This window comes from Sinorhizobium terangae, assembly GCF_009601505.1.
Taxonomy (GTDB): domain Bacteria; phylum Pseudomonadota; class Alphaproteobacteria; order Rhizobiales; family Rhizobiaceae; genus Sinorhizobium; species Sinorhizobium terangae.
Map to the genome: position 1 here is coordinate 20,702 of NZ_WITC01000036.1, position 16,996 is coordinate 37,697.

A 16,996-nucleotide genomic window follows, 5' to 3' on the forward strand; every position below is an offset into this window, starting at 1 on the left:
CCATGCAGTCCCGGCGGAGGACATCGGTCCAGCTACCGGTCGCGTCGAAACCGGTTTGTGCCGACGCGACCCTCTGTAATCATTCATAAATTATTGCGCGTTAGCGTTATTGGATGGGGGCTTGGGCAGGGGCATGAAATGAGAGGGCGCGCGGTCTTTTCCGTCTTCCTGGCGACGCTGGCATACGCGTCCGCCGCTCGCGCCGAAACACTCAACCTGCTCATCTGGGAATCCTACATCGACCAGGAAATCGTCGACCGCTGGACGGCGAAGACGGGCGTCGCGATCCATCAGGTCAACTATGACAGCGGCGATGCCCGCGACGAGATCCTGGCGGACCCTGGCAGCAACATTGATATCGTCGTCGTCGGCGAAAACGGTGCAGCGCTTTTCGGCAGGAAAGGCGTTCTCGAACCGCTTACGGAAATCAATGTCCCCTCGCTCAAGGATTATGCGCCTGAATGGCGCAAGCGCTGCGCCGGGCACGGCCTGCCCTATCTTTGGGGCACCATGGGCATTCTCTACCGCTCCGATGTCGTGAAGGAACGCCCGACCTCCTGGCAGGATCTAATGCGCCCGAAGCCGGCGTTGAAGAAGCACATCGCGATGTTCGACGACCACAACGAGGCCTTCGTTGCCCCGTTGATGCTGCTCGGCGCGTCGATCAACGCCAACGACAACGAGACGCTGAAGGCCGCCTTCGACCTCATGAAGGAACAGGCACCGTCCGTGCTGACCTATGATTATGTGGTCACCTCCATCCAGAACCCGGCGATCGGCGGAAACATTCACATGGCGCTCGGCTACAGCGGTGATGAGCATGTGCTCAACGACAAGGTTGGCGTCTCCGGTCTCTGGAAGTATTCGGTCCCGAACGAAGGCACGCTTTCCTGGCTCGATTGCATGGCCGCGACGGCGGGCTCGCCGAACAAGCGGCGGGCGCTGGAATTTGTCGACTTCATCGGCTCGGCGGAGAGCGCAGCCGCAAACGCGGTGGCACTGTCCATGCCGACAGCAAGCAGCGCGGCGCTCAAGCTCCTGCCCGAAGCGATGCGCTCCGACGCGGCGGTCTACCCCCCTGCGGAAATCCTGGCGAAAAGCCAATATCAGCAAGAACTCTCTGTCCAGTCGGTGCAAGCGCGCCGGCGCATTATCAGTACGTTGGCGAATTTCCAGTGACACTCGGCAAGCGCGCACTCATCCTCATCTTCCCTGTGGTGCTTGCGGGCTACCTCCTCGCCGCCCTCTCGGTCCACATCGCCCAAAGCCGCTCGATCCGGTCGCTGGAACACGCCAAGCTGTCGCAAAGGCTCGAGCATGCGGCCGCGGTCTTTCAGAACGAGGTCCGACGGAGCAAGAGTTTCCTCAACGCTCTCCTGAACAGCAATGCGCTGCGCCAGTTCGTATCCGAAACGGACAGAACCTATCGCGCCACTGCGCTTGGCGTGCGTCTGCAGGAGAGCGTAAAGTCGCTCTCGGACGAGCCGATGGGTTTCGTCTCATTGGTCATCCTGACCTCCAGGCTGGACACGGAATACTATTTCGAAAACAGTTGGGATCCGTTTGCGGAGGTCGACCATGCACAGGTCGAACTCGCCAGACAACTCGTCAAGGGCAGCAAGCTTACGGATTGGACCTATCTTCACGACGTCGGCGGACGACCCAGAATCGTCTACTCGCAGTTCATCGATCCGATAACCCTTGGTCGCCCTCTGCCCAGCAACAAGGCGAACGCGCTTCTGATGCAGGTGGCCGTACAGCCCGATCGGTTCCTTCAGATGCAGGCCGCGCTGAAGAAGGAATATGAGGCCGACATCGTTCTCCAGCCCTGGCCGCTCGCCGTTACCGATGACCTTTCGGCGAGCGCACCTCTCGGACCGGCGCTCTATGCGACGCTGACGATTTCGGACGCGCATTTCGACAGCCAGATGCTGCGCCAGAAGACGTTGCTCGCCCTCGGCGCAGTGGCGATGAGCCTTTTTTCCATATGGCTGATCGTCTTCCTGATCCGGCGCTTCATTACCGGGCCGATCGCCACACTCGACGCCAACGTCATGGCGGTCATGGTCGGAGCACGCGACGAAATCGTGGATCACGACGAAGCGGGCGAAATCGGCCGCCTGACGCAGAACATCCGAGAGTTGCATCGCCAGTCGGTTCATTCGCTCGAGCTCGTGCAGAAAAGCTCATGGACGGACACGCTTACCGGCATCAGCAATCGCGCGCATTTCAACGCGCTTGCTACCGGCGTCGTTCAGGACGCCATTTCGTCCGGCGAAAAATGCAGCTTGCTGTTCATCGACATCGACAACTTCAAATTTGTCAACGACAAGCATGGCCACGAGGTCGGCGACGAGCTCTTGAAGACACTTGCCGCACGACTTGCAGACCATGTCGACACCATCACCCAAAGGCGGGGACAGAAACCAGCGATCTTCGCCCGCCTGTCCGGCGACGAATTTGCCGTGCTGGTGCGCTCAAGGCCGGGCGACGGCACCGTCCGGGAAATCGCGGCGGCAATTCTCGCTCTGTTCGACGACGGCTTCGAGGTTTCAGGCAAACGCTATCCGGTGACGGCGAGTATTGGCGCGGCGATCTGTCCGGACGATGCGAGCAATGTTGCCGAACTGATCTCCAACGCCGACGCCGCCATGTATCAGGCCAAGAGCGCCGGCAAGAACCGCTCCAGCCGTTTCTCCCGCGCGCTGCACGACAAACGCACGCGCCTGCGCCAGATACAGGAGGAACTGCGCTCTCTCGATCCGGACGAGCAGTTTCACCTCGTCTACATGCCGATCGTGGACACGAGAGGCCGCGTCACCGGTTGCGAGGCCCTGCTGCGCTGGCACTCCCCCATTCTCGGCAACGTCACTCCGGACGAATTCGTGCCGATCGCCGAAAGCTCCGGGCTGTTTTCCAAGATCGACTGGTGGGTCATCAACAAGGCGATGTCCGATTGCCGCCAGTTGAAGGCGCTTTTCGGCCCCGATACCGTTCTAGCGATCAACATTTCCTCCGCCGAACTGCACTCGCGCTCGATCAGCGACTATTTCTCCGATTGCATCGAGCGCCATGGACTTCAGCCGCAATCGATCGACATCGAACTGACGGAGACCTTCGCGGTCAAGGTGAGCGATCAGTTGCGCCGGAACATCGACGATCTGCGCCAGAAGGGCTTCCGGCTCTCCATCGACGATTTTGGCGCCGGCTACACTTCGGTTCAGCAGATCATCGACTATGCCGCGGACACGATCAAGCTCGACAGGGCGCTCGTCTCCAACCTGACCGCGTCACAGTCCCTGCCCGTCCTCAAGGCCGTTGTCGCCCTCTGCCACGCGAAAGATATGGCCGTGGTCGGCGAAGGCGTGGACACGCCGGAGAAGCTTGCGATGCTGACCGCAGCGGGCTGCGACCGGTTCCAGGGCTATCTGATCAGCAAGCCGCTTTCGCTCGACGATCTCGGAATCTGGGCGCTGACCCGAACAGCGCGCGCCACGCCGGAAGCGGTTGAAGGAAGTGCCGAGGACTCGCGGACGGGCTCTCGCTCAACCCCGGTAGCCATGTGATTCCGCTGCAGGGACCGCTTTTTCCTTGACCTTACCCCGCTTGCCGTCCTAACCGCAGCGCAGCAATGACCTGATGGCGAGGGTGGCAATGAAGGTTCTTCTGATCGGATCGGGCGGACGCGAACATGCGCTTGCGTGGAAAATCGCACAATCGCCGAAACTGACCGCGCTTTATGCCGCACCGGGAAATCCCGGTATCGCCGAAGAAGCGACGATCGTCGCCCTTGATGTCGACAACCAGCAGGCTGTGGTCGACTTCTGCCAGCGGACTGCGATCGATTTCGTCGTTGTCGGCCCCGAGGCGCCACTTGTCGCGGGGCTCGCGGACACGCTCCGCGCCGCAGGCATTGCGGTCTTCGGCCCGTCTGCTGCCGCTGCCCAACTCGAAGGCTCCAAGGGCTTCACCAAAGATCTCTGCGCGAAATACGGCATTCCGACCGGCGCCTACAAACGCTTCACCGAGGCGGATGCGGCCAAGGCCTATGTGCGGGAGCAAGGTGCTCCGATCGTGATCAAGGCCGACGGGCTCGCCGCCGGCAAGGGCGTAACCGTCGCCATGACGCTTGACGAGGCCCTCGCCGCAATCGACGAGTGCTTTGCCGGCGCCTTCGGGTCAGCCGGTGCCGAGGTGGTCGTCGAGGCCTATCTCGACGGCGAGGAAGCGAGCTTCTTCTGTCTCTGCGACGGCAAGAACGCCCTGCCGCTCGCCTCAGCGCAGGATCACAAGCGCGTCGGCGACGGCGACACGGGGCCAAACACCGGCGGCATGGGCGCCTATTCGCCGGCGCCGGTAATGACGGCGGAAATGGTCGAGCGCACGATGAGGGAGATCATCGAGCCGACGATGCGCGGCATGGCGGACAGCGGCTATCCGTTCACCGGGGTCTTTTTCGCCGGGCTGATGATCACCAGAAAAGGCCCGGAGCTCATCGAATACAATGTCCGCTTCGGTGACCCCGAGTGCCAGGTGCTTATGATGCGTATGAAGAGCGATCTGTTGCCGCTGCTTTACGCGGCAGCGACGGGAACGCTTGGCGAGATGAGCGTGGACTGGCGCGACAAGGCGGCGCTGACTGTCGTCATGGCCTCGCGAGGATATCCGGGCGCCTACGAGAAGAACACGCCGATCACTGCCCTCCCCGACGAATCCGCAACGACCAAGGTGTTCCATGCCGGCACGGCGATGAAGGACGATCAGTTGGTCGCGACCGGCGGCCGCGTGCTCAATGTCACGGCGATGGGCGAAAGCGTCAGCGAGGCTAAGGACGCTGCCTACGCGACGTTGCGCGGCGTCTCATGGGAAAACGGATTCTATCGTCACGACATCGGCTGGCGCGCCGTCGCGCGGGAAACCGCCTAGAGCATTTTGCAGTCAGGTGAGATCACCTGACGTCGCACAAATGCGGCGCACTTTTGGGCGACATGCATTAAGCGAAAAAGCCGGCATCATTCAATTTTTACCAATCCTCATGACGGGAAGGTAAGGGAAAACACATATCGTCGCCCTCGATAGTTTCGAGGAGAATCCAATGCGTTCCCTGCTTATCGCCGCCACTTGCGCGCTTCTCGCCGGTACGGCCGCCGCATCGTCGATCGAGGACGTCGTCTCCGGCAAGGCGGTCAACTCCAGTGTCGCTACGGTTTCCTGCGTGGACTGCCCGCCGCTGCAGCCGAAAAAGAAGTCCTCCTATGTCGTCCCCGAGATCGCTCCCGGCACCGACAAGGTCGAACTCAAGGAAGTCGGTGGCGAGGTAAAGCTGGTGCGTACCGAAGCCTGGCTCGGCGGATCACCGGTCGTCTTCGTCAGCAAGGCACCCGAGGAAGTCGTGAGAGCCGCGGCGATGAAAATCGAGCCGGCAACGGCGAATGCGTCCGCAAGCGTGGATCTTAGTCAGCCCGGCACGCATGAAGTCGTTTCCGTCGAGATCGATGAGACGGCGAAAACTGCGGCTGTTCTTCCAATCTCGCGCGCGGAACCGGTTGCAGCCTCAATGGCGGGCAACTCACAGGAATTTGATCCGGCTGGATTCGAACTTCGGCTAGAGTAAAACCATATAAATACAGTTCCCTGCCCCGTCCAGCTGACCCCTTACTCACGGCTGGCGGGCCTTCGCTGCAATGGCGAGAGATTGCGCCCCTGAGAGAAGCAGGGGCGTAATCTTTTGGAGGAAACCCCATTCCGCGCACGGCCTAGCGCATCGGCCCGAAAACCCGATTTTCGGAAAGCACGATGCGTGGAATCAAAGAGTTACAGCGTCCTTTGAGCGTCCCAAACGGCGCACGGCGCTGTAACCTTCATCTGCCCTACAGCGCCGTGTCTTGTCGGGCGCGCAAAGAACGCTGAAGCACTTCGAATTGCTGCATGTTTTTCGGCTACGATTCAAGGAAACCTGCAGCGGCGACGAGGCGATCTATTTCGCTGTCGGAATAAACCTCGATGCCGTTCTGCCGCAGCAATGCGGCGGTCACGCCCATGCCCGAGTGCCGGGCGCCGCTGAAGTTGCCATCGTAGATGAAGCGTGAACCGCAGGACGGACTGCCGTCGATCAGCAGCGCGAAGCGACAGCCGGTTTCCAGCGCAAGCGCCAGGGCATTTTCGGCTGCGCGAACAAATTCCTCCGTCACGTCGCGGCCGGTGTTTTCGACCACCCGGGCCTTTCCCGAAAGCACGTCGGTTCCCGCTTGTCCGTCCGCGATCTCCGCCGGAGGTCGTGGAACCGGCATGCCGGCCGACATCTCGGGACAGATCGTCACCAGCCGACCCTCCTCGCGCCAGCGATCGATCGCCGGGTGAGCAAGCGGCTTCGATGCGCCGTCATAACGCACCGCATGGCCCATGAGACAGGCACTGACGAGGATCTTGGCGGTCATGCCGCTTCATAAGCGGTAACCACGCGTCCTTTCAAGCGGCGAATCTACCGGAGCAACGGCAGGGCGATGGAGGCCAGCAAAAGGAAAGCGAAGATCAGATTGGCGACACGCGCCTTTCGCGGGTCGTGGAGGATTGCCGCCATAGCGGCACCGAACCAGAGCCAGGTCGTGTTTACAACGATTGCGAGGATGCTGAGAGCGATAACCTTCGCCATGGCGCCTTCGCCGGCGCCGGTAGCGCTGCCCGCATAAACGGCGCCGATCGCGGCATAGGCTTTGGGGTTGGCGATCGCGAGCACGAGGCCGCTCAGAAAGGACGGAGCGTTCGAGCCCTGGTCTTCAGTGGCAACGGGCGGCGCGGTGGCGATATGCCACGCGAGATAGATCATGTAGGCGCCGGCGAGGACCATGAGCGCCGGCTTCATGCCCGGCAGTTCGAGAATAACGGCTGTTACGCCCGCTGCGATCGCCAGCACGACGGCAATCGTGCCGATATTGACGCCCGCGGCGTAGTGCGCGCTCAGCCGCACGCCGTGGGCCGCGCCCATGCCGGCGAGGCTGAGCGTTGCTGGACCCGGACTGCCCATCAGCGGCAGCGCGGCAAGAACAAGGAGAGCGAGATCTCCAGCCATGGCCACATCCTCTGTGTCAGATCCAGAGATCGTTTTCAGCCGTGCGCTCACCGCCCTCATGCCCGGTGTTCAGGATGCCGCGCGGTTCGATGAGCAGCATCTTCACCTCACGGTCGGCAAAGGGCTTGTGCTCGACGCCCTTCGGTACGACGTACATCTCGCCCGGGCCCACGTTGACCGAACCGTCGCGGAAATCGATCCGAAGCGTGCCGTCCAACACGATGAAGGCCTCATCCGTTTCCGGATGATCATGCCAGACGAAATCGCCCTCGATGCGAACGATCTTGACCTGATAGCCGTTGATTTCCGCGATCACGCGCGGCTGCCACTGGTCCGAAAACCGCGCCAGCTTGTCCTGAAAATTGACCGGCGCATAGGTCCGCTTCGACGCATCCATTGCCGCTTCCTCCTGCCATTTCGAACGAGGTTAAGGCGATCATCGCAAGCGGTATTGAACAATCGTGCGAGGCGGAGCGTTCAACTCCAGGCTGGTTTGCCCGCCATCCGCAGCCAGCGTCCGGGTGAAAGACCGAAGGCCTTCTTGAAATGGCGGTTCATATGCGCCTGGTCGGCAAAACCGGCATCCAGCGCAGCCTCTGCGGGCGATGTCCCTCGTCTCAGATCGGCTTTCACCGCCTCCAGCCGGCGTTGCACGAGATAGCGATAGGGACTCGTACCGAACAGCCGCCGGAAGTCGCGGCTAAGTCCCCAACGGTCCCGACCGCTGATTGCCTCAAGCGTCTCGAGCGTAACCGTGCCCTCCGGCAAATCGTGCAGGTAGAGCCGCGCCCGTTCCGCCGCACGGTAGTCCAGCGCACAGCGGCCGGGCGAAGAGCCGCCGGCGGCGGCTTCGAGCGCATGGGCAAGCTCGAAAAGGCCGTCGTCGAACTCCAGCGCTTCGATCCGGGCGTCCGTTGCAGGCAGGAGCGCGCGAACCGCTGCAAAGAGCCGCGGATCGGATGAAATGCCGCCGACAATGAAGGGCAGCGGGCGGCCACCAAGGACGCTTTGGATGGCGGCCGGCTCGATGTAGATCATGCGGTAGCGGAAACCGTCATCGCTGCCCGCATGACCGTCATGCAACTCGTCGGGATGGAGCACCATCGTCCTGCCGGGGAGACTGAAGCGATCGGCGCCGCGATAGTGGAAGCTCTGGACGCCGGAAAGCGTCTGCCCGATGGCGTAGGTATCGTGCCGGTGCGGCTCATAGGCCGGGCCGGCGAAGAAGGCTTCGATGCGCTCGAACGGCACAGCGTCGTCGGCAACCGCTATCCAGTCGCCGCGGTGCTCACGGGCCAGCGGCTCGATGATGCCCTCACCTGCACTCGGATGCTCACTCGTCATGCCCTACGAGATAGGCCAATTGCTCTCGCTTGTCGATGCAAAGGGACTCGACGCGGGCCTGCCCGAGCAGGTGCAGTCAACCGCACGAGAATGACAGTCGCTACCCAGCAATCTTCGAGAAATCCGCAACCGCCCCCGTGGCGGAGCGGATGAGCCCCAGCAATGCCAGGCGGTTGGCACGGATCGCTGTGTCCTCGTCATTTACCAGGACATCATCGAAGAATTGATCGACTGGCTCACGAAGTTTCGACAACGCCGCCATGGCCGAGCGGAAGTCCTCCTTGACGATTGCGTCACGGGCATCGCCGGTCGCGACCTTGATCGATGCGTGGAGGGTCCGCTCGGCATCGAGCTTGAAGAGCCGCTCGTCGACGGAAGCGGCGACTTCCGTGCCCTTCTTCTCCTCAGCCGCCAGGATCTGCGTTGCGCGCTTGGTGCCCGCCAGCAGGTTCTTGCCCTCCTCGGCGGTAATGAAAGCCGTCAGCGCCTCGACGCGCCGCGCGATCAGCAGCAGGTCGTCGGCGTCCGCTGCCAATACCGCGTCGATCAGATCGTAACGTGCGCCAAGGTCACGCAGATAAACCTTCAGCCGGTCATGGAAAAAGGCGAGAAGATCGGCAGAAATATCACCGGCGACCTCCGGCCTCTGCTCCTTTATCCCCGCGAGCGCAATTTCGAAAACAGGTCGGAGCGGCAGGCGCGCCTTGCCTTCCAGGATGAGCCGGATCACGCCGAGCGCGGCACGGCGCAGCGCATAGGGGTCCTTCGAGCCCGTCGGCTTTTCGTCGATCGCCCAGAAGCCGACAAGGGTGTCGAGTTTGTCGGCAAGCGCAACGGTTACGGCAACGGGATCGGCCGGCACGCGGTCGGACGGTCCCTGGGGCTTGTAGTGGTCCTCGATTGCATTGGCGACGGCGGGTGTCTCGCCCTGCAGCACCGCATATTTGTGACCCATGATGCCCTGAAGCTCGGGGAACTCCCCGACGGCTTCGGTCCGCAAATCCGCCTTGGCCAGCACGGCGGCGCGGTCGACCTCGGCAACGTCCGCGCGGGTGACCTTGGCGAGCTCCGCGGCCAGTGAGCGGATGCGGGCGACGCGTTCGCCCTGCGTGCCGAGCTTGGCGTGGAACGTCACGTTCAACGCGTCGAGCTTTGCCATGCGCTGGTCGAGCGGCTTCCTGAGGTCGAGCCCGAATTTCTTCGCGGACGGCTCGAGCGTTTCGAGATCGGGCAGGTTGCCCTGGTCCCGCTTCCAGAAATGCGCCGCGTCCGAGAGGCGCGCGCGCACGACCTTGCCGTTGCCGTGGACGATTTCCTTGCCGCCGTCCTTGGCCTCGATGTTCGACACGAGGATGAATTTGTTCGACAGCGTCTCGGCGCCCGGCTCGCGCGTGACGAAGCACTTCTGGTTGGTCTTGATCGTCAGGCGGATGATTTCCGACGGGATTTCGAGATAGCTCTCCTCAAAACTTCCCATCAGCACTTGCGGCCACTCGACAAGGCCCGACACTTCCTCGAGCAGACCCTCGTCCTCGACGAGTTCAAGGCCGCTGGCGAAGGCGACGTTGTGGGCGTCGGCGGAGATGATCTGCTTGCGGCGCTCGGCATCGATCACGACCTTCGCCCTTTCGAGCTTCTCAGCGTAATCGGCAAACCGGCGAACGGCGATCGGCTCAGGCGCATGGAAACGGTGGCCATAGGTCACGTTGGAGGCGACGATACCGTCGACCTCGAACGGAACAACCCTGGTTTCCTCCGTCTCCGAACCGAAGGTGCAGACGATCGACTGGAGCGGGCGCACCCAGCGCAGGCTTCCGGGCTTCGCTGAGGCGGCACCGGAACGCATTGATTTCGGCCAGGGGAAATTGCGGATGATCCCCGGCATTATCTCGGCGATGATCTCCTCGGCGTCCCGGCCTGGCTTGAGAATATGGGCGACATAAAAGTCGCCCCTCTTTGGATCGCTGTGGACATGGGCCTCGCTGATCGACGAGAGGCCCGCACCGCGCAGGAAGCCCTCAATCGCCTTTTCGTTGGCGTCGGTGCGCGGCCCCTTGCGCTCCTCGCGAATATCGGCAGACCGCGCATTCAGGCCGCGGATATCGAGCGTCAGCCGGCGCGGCGTCCAATATTCACGCGCGCCCTCATAGGTCAGACCCGCGTCGACCAACGCATCCGTCACGAGCTTCTTCAAGTCGCCCGCCGCCTTGCGCTGCATGCGGGCGGGGATTTCTTCGGAGCGCAGTTCGATAAGAAGATCAGGCATGGGACTCTGGACTTTGTTCTGTTCCGGACGGTTGCGGCGGACTTAGCAAGCTCCGATGAAAAAGTCACCAAGCCCGGCAAGGAAATTGGCCTGTAGCGACGGCACTACCAGCCGCCACCGCCACCACCACCGCCGCCGCCGCCGGAAAAGCCACCACCGGTGGAAAAGCCCGAGGACGAGCTCTTGGGCGGCGGCGGCAGGGACGACGTCATGGTGTCCGCCATCGAACCGGCGAACCCGCCGATCCTGTCGCCGAAGGAACCAGGGCCAAAGTAATCGCCGTGATACCAGCTCGGCTGATAGGCAGCGGCAGCAGCGGCACCCGCGGACGCGGCAAGCAGCCAGCGGTCGAATGTCTCCGTCCATGGCTTCTCGACGCCAAGCGCCACGGCATAGGGGAGCAGCGTCTCGAAGTGCCGGGGCGACATTTCCGGCGCGCCCTGGAGGTTCATCCGGTCCTTCTCGGCGAGCGTCATGTATTGCCGCAGCCCGTCGATTCCGTCCATCATCCGGGTGCCGAGCGGCGTCGGGGCCCCCATCAGGAAGAAGAAAAGCACATTGACGAGCACGATACCGCCAACCGCGAAGAGCAGCGGCAGGTCGTCCGCGCCAGTCGCCGAGAAGACGATGGCAGCCAGGACTCCGGAAAATATCGTAAGGAACACGAAGGCGAAGAAGGCGAGGAGCACGATCGACATGATCCGGCGCGCGAGGCTCGAGCCGCGCCGCAACGACTTGCCAACGGAGACGGCGAAAATCGAGACGAAAAAGGCGATGAAGACCGGCACGATGACCAGCGGAATGCTTTCCTCGCTAAGATCGCCAAAGATGAAGAGTGCGGCCAAGGCAAGCAGCGAAAGCACGACGCCGCCGACAATATAGGCGACGTTGGCGCGGTAGTACTTGCCGCGGTGTTCCCGCTCCATCGAACTGCGGAAGGCAGACCCCGCCGCCTCGACCGTCTTGCCGTTCGCCCGATCGATCGTGAGCTTGCCGCCCGCAGTCCCAACCGCCTTCATCAGCGCCGCCTCGCCGATCGGCAGCTTTTCGGCACCCGCCTTGCCCGTCGCGGTGATGACGATCGCCTTCTTGAGGTCGTCGAGGACAACATAGCCCTTGACCGCCAGGTTGAGCGCGGCGGCCGACAGCGCGGTCCATCCCTCGCCGGAGAACCCCTTGTTGTCGATATAGTTGACGAGCGCCGGCGAAATGCCATCCGGCGCGTCCCAGCGCGGCACCATCACACCGCGCTCAGGGTCGCGGCCGACGCGCACCCAGGCGCGTCCGTAGTAGAGCGCGACAACGACAAGGCCCGCACCGGCAATGACCAGAGCCAGATGGTCGCGCAGCCACCAGATGTTTTCCTCGGATGCGCTTGGCCGGTCGATGCTGCCCTTCGGCAGCTTGACGGCGATCGTCAGACCTTCCCGCGGGCGCAGCCGACGCGTCGTCGCGAAGAAGATCTCGTCCCCCTCCTCGACCGCCCGAGCATCCTTGCCCGTTGCGCCATAACCGCCGGTAAACACGTCGAGCGCTTCGGATTTCACGCCCCTCGGCAAGGTGACGGTGGCGGTTGCCTCCTCGATCGGGAAGGCCCACTCGGTTCCGGTCACATTCCAATAAAGTTCGTCGTGATCGTCGAAGAAACGTATCTGCCGGCTTGTCTCATAGGTGATCTGGAACGTGTGTTCCCCGCGCGGCAGGAACACGTCGGCCTCGCCGGTATAGATGCGGATACCGCGGTCGATCGATTCGGTGCGGTAGCTCTCCTTCTCGCCGTCGCGTTCCACGGAGATGAGATCGAAGTCGACCTTGCTGCGCCGGCCGCGCGCATCGGCGAAGGTCAGCGGGAAATCGCGATAGATGCCGCGCCGGATCTGGTTGCCCTCGACATTGGCCGTGATCGTCTCGGTCACGGTGAGCGTTCCGTCCTTGGCGACCTCGATGACCGAATGGAACGACGAGATAAACTCTTGCGCGGCTACGGTGAGTGGCCAAACAAGGACGAGAAGAACAAACGCAAGCGCTGCGGAAAAACGCTTCATCGCAATTTCCTTCTCCGCATCGTCAGAACTTGACCGATGGCACCGCCCGGTCCGCTTCGTTGGCAATCTCGAAATAACCGGCCTTGGCAAAGCGGAAGGCATTGGCGATCAGATTGGACGGGAAGCTTTCGACCTTCACGTTAAGGTCACGGGCAGCGCCGTTGTAATAGCGCCGGGACATCTGGATCTCGCCTTCGATCGTCTCAAGCGTGCGCTGGAGCTCCGCAAAATTCTCGTTGGCCTTGAGATCCGGATAGGCTTCCGCGAGCGCAAAGAGCTTGCCGAGCGCCTGTGAAAGAGCGCCTTCGACGGCGGCCCGGCCGGCAACGTCGCCCTGCGGCATGGCCTGCGCTCGATTGCGCAGCGCGACGACCTCTTCAAGCGTCGACTTTTCGTGCGCCGCATAGCCCTTCACCGTTTCGATCAGGTTGGGGATCAGATCCGCGCGCCGCTTCAATTGCACGTCGATGCCGGACCACGCCTCTTCGGTGACTTGCCGCGCCTTGACCAGGCCGTTGTAGACAAAAACCAGATAAAGGATCACCGCGACGCCAATTGCCAGTCCGATCATGAAAGCCCCTCCTTGAGAATCCGCCAGAGATTAGCACCGGCTTTCCAGCTTGAAAGGCATTTTTTGCAATCAAAGCAACGGGCGGCCGCAAAGTTGCGAGCGGCTCGCCTGGCCTGCGCGAGCTCGATTTCCTTACATCGGAATCGACCACTGGCTGCAACTACAAAGCTGTTCCGCCGGGAACGGCGCTGAAACCAAAGATAGGCGAAATTCGCCTCATCGGCCAACTCAAGACGAAAAGCCCAGGACCATGAAAACGCTCGCAACCCACATCAACGTAATCGCCTTCCTGGCCCTCTTCGTTGCCTATGCGAGCGGAGCCCAGGGCGACAGGCCGAACGGCGTGCGCCGTGCCCTGCAGACTTATGGCGGCCAGTTGTCGGCGGAGATATATCCGATCGCAGGTCTGCTGTTGACGGATACGCGCCGATGCGCCCGAGGCCCGTGCCGCTAACGATCTTTCGATCGAAACAGGCGGAGGCCTGCGACCTCGTCCACTATGCTGCTTCCCTGCTCCAGTTGGCGCCGCCGGCGTCGGTCAGCAGGAACGCCTCGCCGCAAGCCTTTGCCAGCGTGCGGACGCGCAGGATATAGCTCTGGCGCTCCGTCACGGAAATCACACCGCGCGCATCCAGCAGATTGAAGACGTGGCTCGCCTTGATGCACTGGTCATAGGCGGGGAAGACGCATTTATGCAGGCGATTGTTGCTGCTGTCACCGGGTGCGCCGGCCGCCAGCAGTGCCAGGCACTCCTTCTCGGCATCGATGAAATGCTGATGGAGCATCGCCGTGTTGGCATATTCGAAATTGTATCGGGAATATTCCTGCTCGGCCTGCAGGAAAACGTCGCCATAGCTGATCTTCTCGGCGCCCTCGCGGCCGTTGAAGTTCAGGTCGTAAACATTGTCGACGCCCTGGACATACATGGCGAGGCGCTCGAGACCATAGGTCAGTTCGCCGGAAACGGGCGAGCACTCGATGCCGCAGACCTGCTGGAAATAGGTGAACTGCGACACTTCCATGCCGTCGCACCAGCACTCCCAACCGAGACCCCAGGCGCCAAGCGTCGGGCTCTCCCAATCGTCCTCGACGAAGCGGATGTCGTGCAGCAGCGGGTCGAGGCCGATCGCGCGCAGCGAGCCGAGATAGAGTTCCTGCAGGTTCGACGGGTTCGGCTTCAGGAGCACCTGGTACTGGTAATAGTGCTGAAGCCGGTTCGGGTTCTCGCCATAGCGCCCGTCGGTCGGGCGGCGCGACGGCTGGACGTAAGCCGCACGCCACGGTTTCGGTCCAAGCGCACGCAGCGTCGTCGCCGGATGAAACGTACCGGCGCCAACCTCCATGTCGTAGGGCTGGAGCACAGCGCAGCCCTTATCGGCCCAATAGTTGTGCAACGTCAGGATCAGCGCCTGAAAGGAGCGTTTCGGGTTCATATGGTCCGGGAGGGAGGCGGTGGTCATAGGATCACGTCCGAGTTCTTCGAAATTTGCCGGACAGGTGCCATGCCACAAAGCAAGGGTCAAGCGTCTTACCTAGTCCGCGTCAGGGATGAGGCATGCGTCTTTCACTCGTCATCGCGCTTCAGGCGGTATTCTCCGGTCTTCGGATCCTTGACAAGAGTTCCATTGGCGCCGGTCTGCTGTTCGCGGCGCAGGCGCTCGCGCTGCCGCGCCAGCTTTTCGGCGTCGGCGATGAATTTCCGATAACCGAGCCAGGCGATAATACCGATGATCACGAGCAGGATGAGCTGCGGCATTGTTCCTCCTCTGCACGCTTCCTCCGATTCCGGCGAAGCGATACAGCCTCTCAAAGTTCTACTTCCACCTGGTGCGCCTGACCAGACGCGAGGGGTGGAGCAGCGCGCCTAAAGCGCGTCGCGTTCAGTCGGACTCATGCGACGCGCCTTAGGTCATGCTCTTATGCATGTCGTTGTCCCAAAACCGCTACACACTTTTGGGCGACATGCACTAGAGCCCGTACCGCGCCCACAGCGCCCTTTCCTCAAGCGCTTCGGCAAGCCCCGCCGCCGCGGATGCCGCCAGGGGTGCTGCGATCGCGGCGGCAACGGCCGCGCCCGGCTGGCGGCGGCCGAAGAGGCTGCGCGCCGGCTGGATCAATTCGAGCCGCGTTTTTGCGCCATAGCGTCTTCTCACCTCTCCGCGCATATCGCCAAGTGCGTCGACAAGGCCGAGTTCCTGCCCACGCCGACCGGTCCAGAAAAGGCCGGAGAAGATATCGGGATGGTCGGCCAGAAGGGCTCCCCGGCGGGTCTTGACCATCTGGATGAACGTGTCGTGGATCTCAAGCTGCAAGCTCTTGAGAAACTCGACGTCGCGCTCCTTTTCCGGCTGGAACGGATCGAGCACCACCTTGTTTTCACCCGCCGTGTAGACGCGACGCTCGACACCGATCTTCTTCAGGAGTTCGGGAAACCCGAATCCACCGGAAACGACGCCGATCGAGCCGACAATCGAGGTCGGATCGGCGATGATCTCATCGCCGGCAAGCGCGATCATGTAGCCGCCGGACGCAGCCACGTCTTCGACGAAGATGAGGACGCGCTTCTTCTTTTCTTCCGCGAGATCGCGGATGCGCTGGTAAATCAGGCGCGACTGCACCGGCGAGCCGCCCGGCGAGTTGATGGAGATGGCAACCGCCGGCGCATCCTTGACCGAGAAGGCCTTGTCCAGAAGCGGGGCCACAGTCGCAAGGTTGAGAACCGGGCGAAACTGGCCACCGCCGGCCATGATCGCTCCGTGAAGCCGGATCGCCGGGATCGTCAATCCCTCCCCGCGGAACCGCTTCGGCACTAGCCTTTTCAAGAATCCGGCCATTTCAACTCCTGCCCGTCATAAACCTGTTCTGCATGTATGCACTGCCGTCGCAAACACAATGCCTCGTTTTTTCGCTTACGTTTTATCACCGACGGCGGTAAGCGGCCCGCCCATTGTTGAGGTCATCCACTTCCGGAGAAAACCGGTGTGTTCCCTCGTCGTGCATGATGAGCGGCGCGCGCAGAGCCAATCGCTTTCGGCTCTGCTTGATCGCCGTCACGAGGATGCGAACGGCGTTCTCGCCCGCGCGCGGGAGAAGCGGCGTGATCTCGATACCGCCGAAACGCCGACCGCATGCCGCGATGATCTCGGCGATCGACTCCGGCCGGGCAATGAGAGACAGCTGCCCGCCTGGTTTCATGATCGCCCCTGCGGTCTTGATCCAAGCCTCGAAAAGATCGTCGGTCATCGCGTGGGCCTCGGCCTTGAGGCTGTCCGGCGTCTTCCGGTCCGCGGCATCGTTGAACGGCGGGTTCATGATGACATGATCGAAGGCATCATCCGGCAGACCCGCGGCGGCGCGCGCCTTGCCGTTCAGCGACACGTCCGCCTCGAGGACCGAGACCCTCGAAGCGAAATATGCGTTCTGCGGCAGTGCGAGGCTGCGGCGAGCGAAACCGGCCATGACGGCCGAACGCTCCACCAGGAGCACGTCAGCCTCCTCGAGCCTCGAGGCGACCGCCATGCCGGCGGCGCCTGCACCGGCACCGAAATCGGCCACGCGGCAGCGATCGCGGCAGGAAACGAGCGAGGCGAGGAGCATCGCATCCATTCCCGAGCGATGCCCCTGGCCCAGCGGCTGAATCAAGTGAAATCGGCCGCGGTGGAAGGCATCCACGGTTTCCGGCATCGCCGTCATTGCACCGC

At 62.3% G+C, this 16,996-nt stretch carries 16 protein-coding genes; 5 read left to right on the plus strand and 11 right to left on the minus strand.

Translation table 11 applies throughout. The annotated features are described in order from the left end of the window. Positions 1-138 precede the first annotated feature (138 nt). From GHK62_RS08500 to GHK62_RS08515, 4 genes are all read left to right on the plus strand, one after another. Positions 139-1,179, plus strand: coding sequence for a polyamine ABC transporter substrate-binding protein (locus GHK62_RS08500; protein ID WP_153438080.1), 1,041 nt, complete (start codon positions 139-141; stop codon positions 1,177-1,179). After that, complete coding sequence (locus GHK62_RS08505; protein WP_184108445.1) at positions 1,176-3,566, plus strand: putative bifunctional diguanylate cyclase/phosphodiesterase; 2,391 nt, start codon at positions 1,176-1,178, stop codon at positions 3,564-3,566. The genes GHK62_RS08500 and GHK62_RS08505 overlap by 4 nt, the downstream gene beginning before the upstream one ends. An 88-nt stretch (positions 3,567-3,654) precedes the next feature. Next, on the plus strand, positions 3,655-4,926 hold the full coding sequence (gene purD / locus GHK62_RS08510; protein WP_153438082.1) for a phosphoribosylamine--glycine ligase: 1,272 nt from the start codon (positions 3,655-3,657) through the stop codon (positions 4,924-4,926). Positions 4,927-5,095: 169 nt separating this feature from the next. Beyond that, positions 5,096-5,614, plus strand: a complete 519-nt coding sequence (locus GHK62_RS08515) for a plant virulence effector HPE1-like domain-containing protein (RefSeq protein ID WP_153438084.1) — start codon at positions 5,096-5,098, stop codon at positions 5,612-5,614. A 325-nt stretch (positions 5,615-5,939) separates the two neighbouring features. Here the strand turns inward: GHK62_RS08515 and GHK62_RS08520 are convergent, their stop codons facing one another. From GHK62_RS08520 to GHK62_RS08550, 7 genes are all read right to left on the minus strand, one after another. Beyond that, positions 5,940-6,437, minus strand: a complete 498-nt coding sequence (locus GHK62_RS08520; RefSeq protein WP_153438086.1) for a 2-thiouracil desulfurase family protein — start codon at positions 6,435-6,437, stop codon at positions 5,940-5,942. Positions 6,438-6,481: 44 nt separating this feature from the next. Continuing rightward, positions 6,482-7,069 carry a LysE family translocator gene (locus GHK62_RS08525; RefSeq protein WP_153438088.1) on the minus strand — a complete coding sequence of 196 codons (588 nt, stop codon included), beginning with the start codon at positions 7,067-7,069 and terminating at the stop codon, positions 6,482-6,484. Between the two features lie 16 nt (positions 7,070-7,085). Beyond that, on the minus strand, positions 7,086-7,466 hold the full coding sequence (locus GHK62_RS08530) for a cupin domain-containing protein (protein WP_153438090.1): 381 nt from the start codon (positions 7,464-7,466) through the stop codon (positions 7,086-7,088). An 80-nt stretch (positions 7,467-7,546) separates the two neighbouring features. Continuing rightward, on the minus strand, positions 7,547-8,413 hold the full coding sequence (locus GHK62_RS08535) for an AraC family transcriptional regulator (RefSeq protein ID WP_153438092.1): 867 nt from the start codon (positions 8,411-8,413) through the stop codon (positions 7,547-7,549). 100 nt (positions 8,414-8,513) lie between these two features. Next, positions 8,514-10,679 (minus strand): glycine--tRNA ligase subunit beta, encoded by a 2,166-nt coding sequence (glyS, locus tag GHK62_RS08540; RefSeq protein ID WP_153438094.1) that lies wholly within the window; start codon positions 10,677-10,679, stop codon positions 8,514-8,516. Positions 10,680-10,783: 104 nt separating this feature from the next. Then, on the minus strand, positions 10,784-12,724 hold the full coding sequence (locus GHK62_RS08545; protein WP_153438096.1) for a DUF2207 domain-containing protein: 1,941 nt from the start codon (positions 12,722-12,724) through the stop codon (positions 10,784-10,786). A 22-nt stretch (positions 12,725-12,746) separates the two neighbouring features. Continuing rightward, positions 12,747-13,295, minus strand: a complete 549-nt coding sequence (locus GHK62_RS08550) for a LemA family protein (RefSeq protein ID WP_153438097.1) — start codon at positions 13,293-13,295, stop codon at positions 12,747-12,749. A gap of 250 nt (positions 13,296-13,545) precedes the next feature. On the opposite strand from GHK62_RS08550, the gene GHK62_RS08555 reads away from it, so the two are divergent. Beyond that, on the plus strand, positions 13,546-13,749 hold the full coding sequence (locus GHK62_RS08555; protein WP_153438099.1) for a hypothetical protein: 204 nt from the start codon (positions 13,546-13,548) through the stop codon (positions 13,747-13,749). Between the two features lie 43 nt (positions 13,750-13,792). Here the strand turns inward: GHK62_RS08555 and GHK62_RS08560 are convergent, their stop codons facing one another. From GHK62_RS08560 to GHK62_RS08575, 4 genes are all read right to left on the minus strand, one after another. After that, the gene (locus GHK62_RS08560) at positions 13,793-14,755 is read right to left on the minus strand and encodes a glycine--tRNA ligase subunit alpha (RefSeq protein WP_153438100.1); all 963 of its coding nucleotides are present in this window, start codon (positions 14,753-14,755) and stop codon (positions 13,793-13,795) included. Positions 14,756-14,859: 104 nt separating this feature from the next. Next, positions 14,860-15,051: a hypothetical protein gene (locus GHK62_RS08565; RefSeq protein WP_153438102.1), complete on the minus strand. Its 192-nt coding sequence runs from the start codon at positions 15,049-15,051 to the stop codon at positions 14,860-14,862. Positions 15,052-15,262: 211 nt separating this feature from the next. Further along, entirely contained in the window at positions 15,263-16,129 is an 867-nt protein-coding gene (locus GHK62_RS08570) for a S49 family peptidase (protein WP_153438103.1), read from the minus strand. A gap of 85 nt (positions 16,130-16,214) precedes the next feature. Next, positions 16,215-16,988, minus strand: coding sequence for a tRNA1(Val) (adenine(37)-N6)-methyltransferase (locus GHK62_RS08575; RefSeq protein WP_153438105.1), 774 nt, complete (start codon positions 16,986-16,988; stop codon positions 16,215-16,217). Positions 16,989-16,996: the final 8 nt, after the last annotated feature.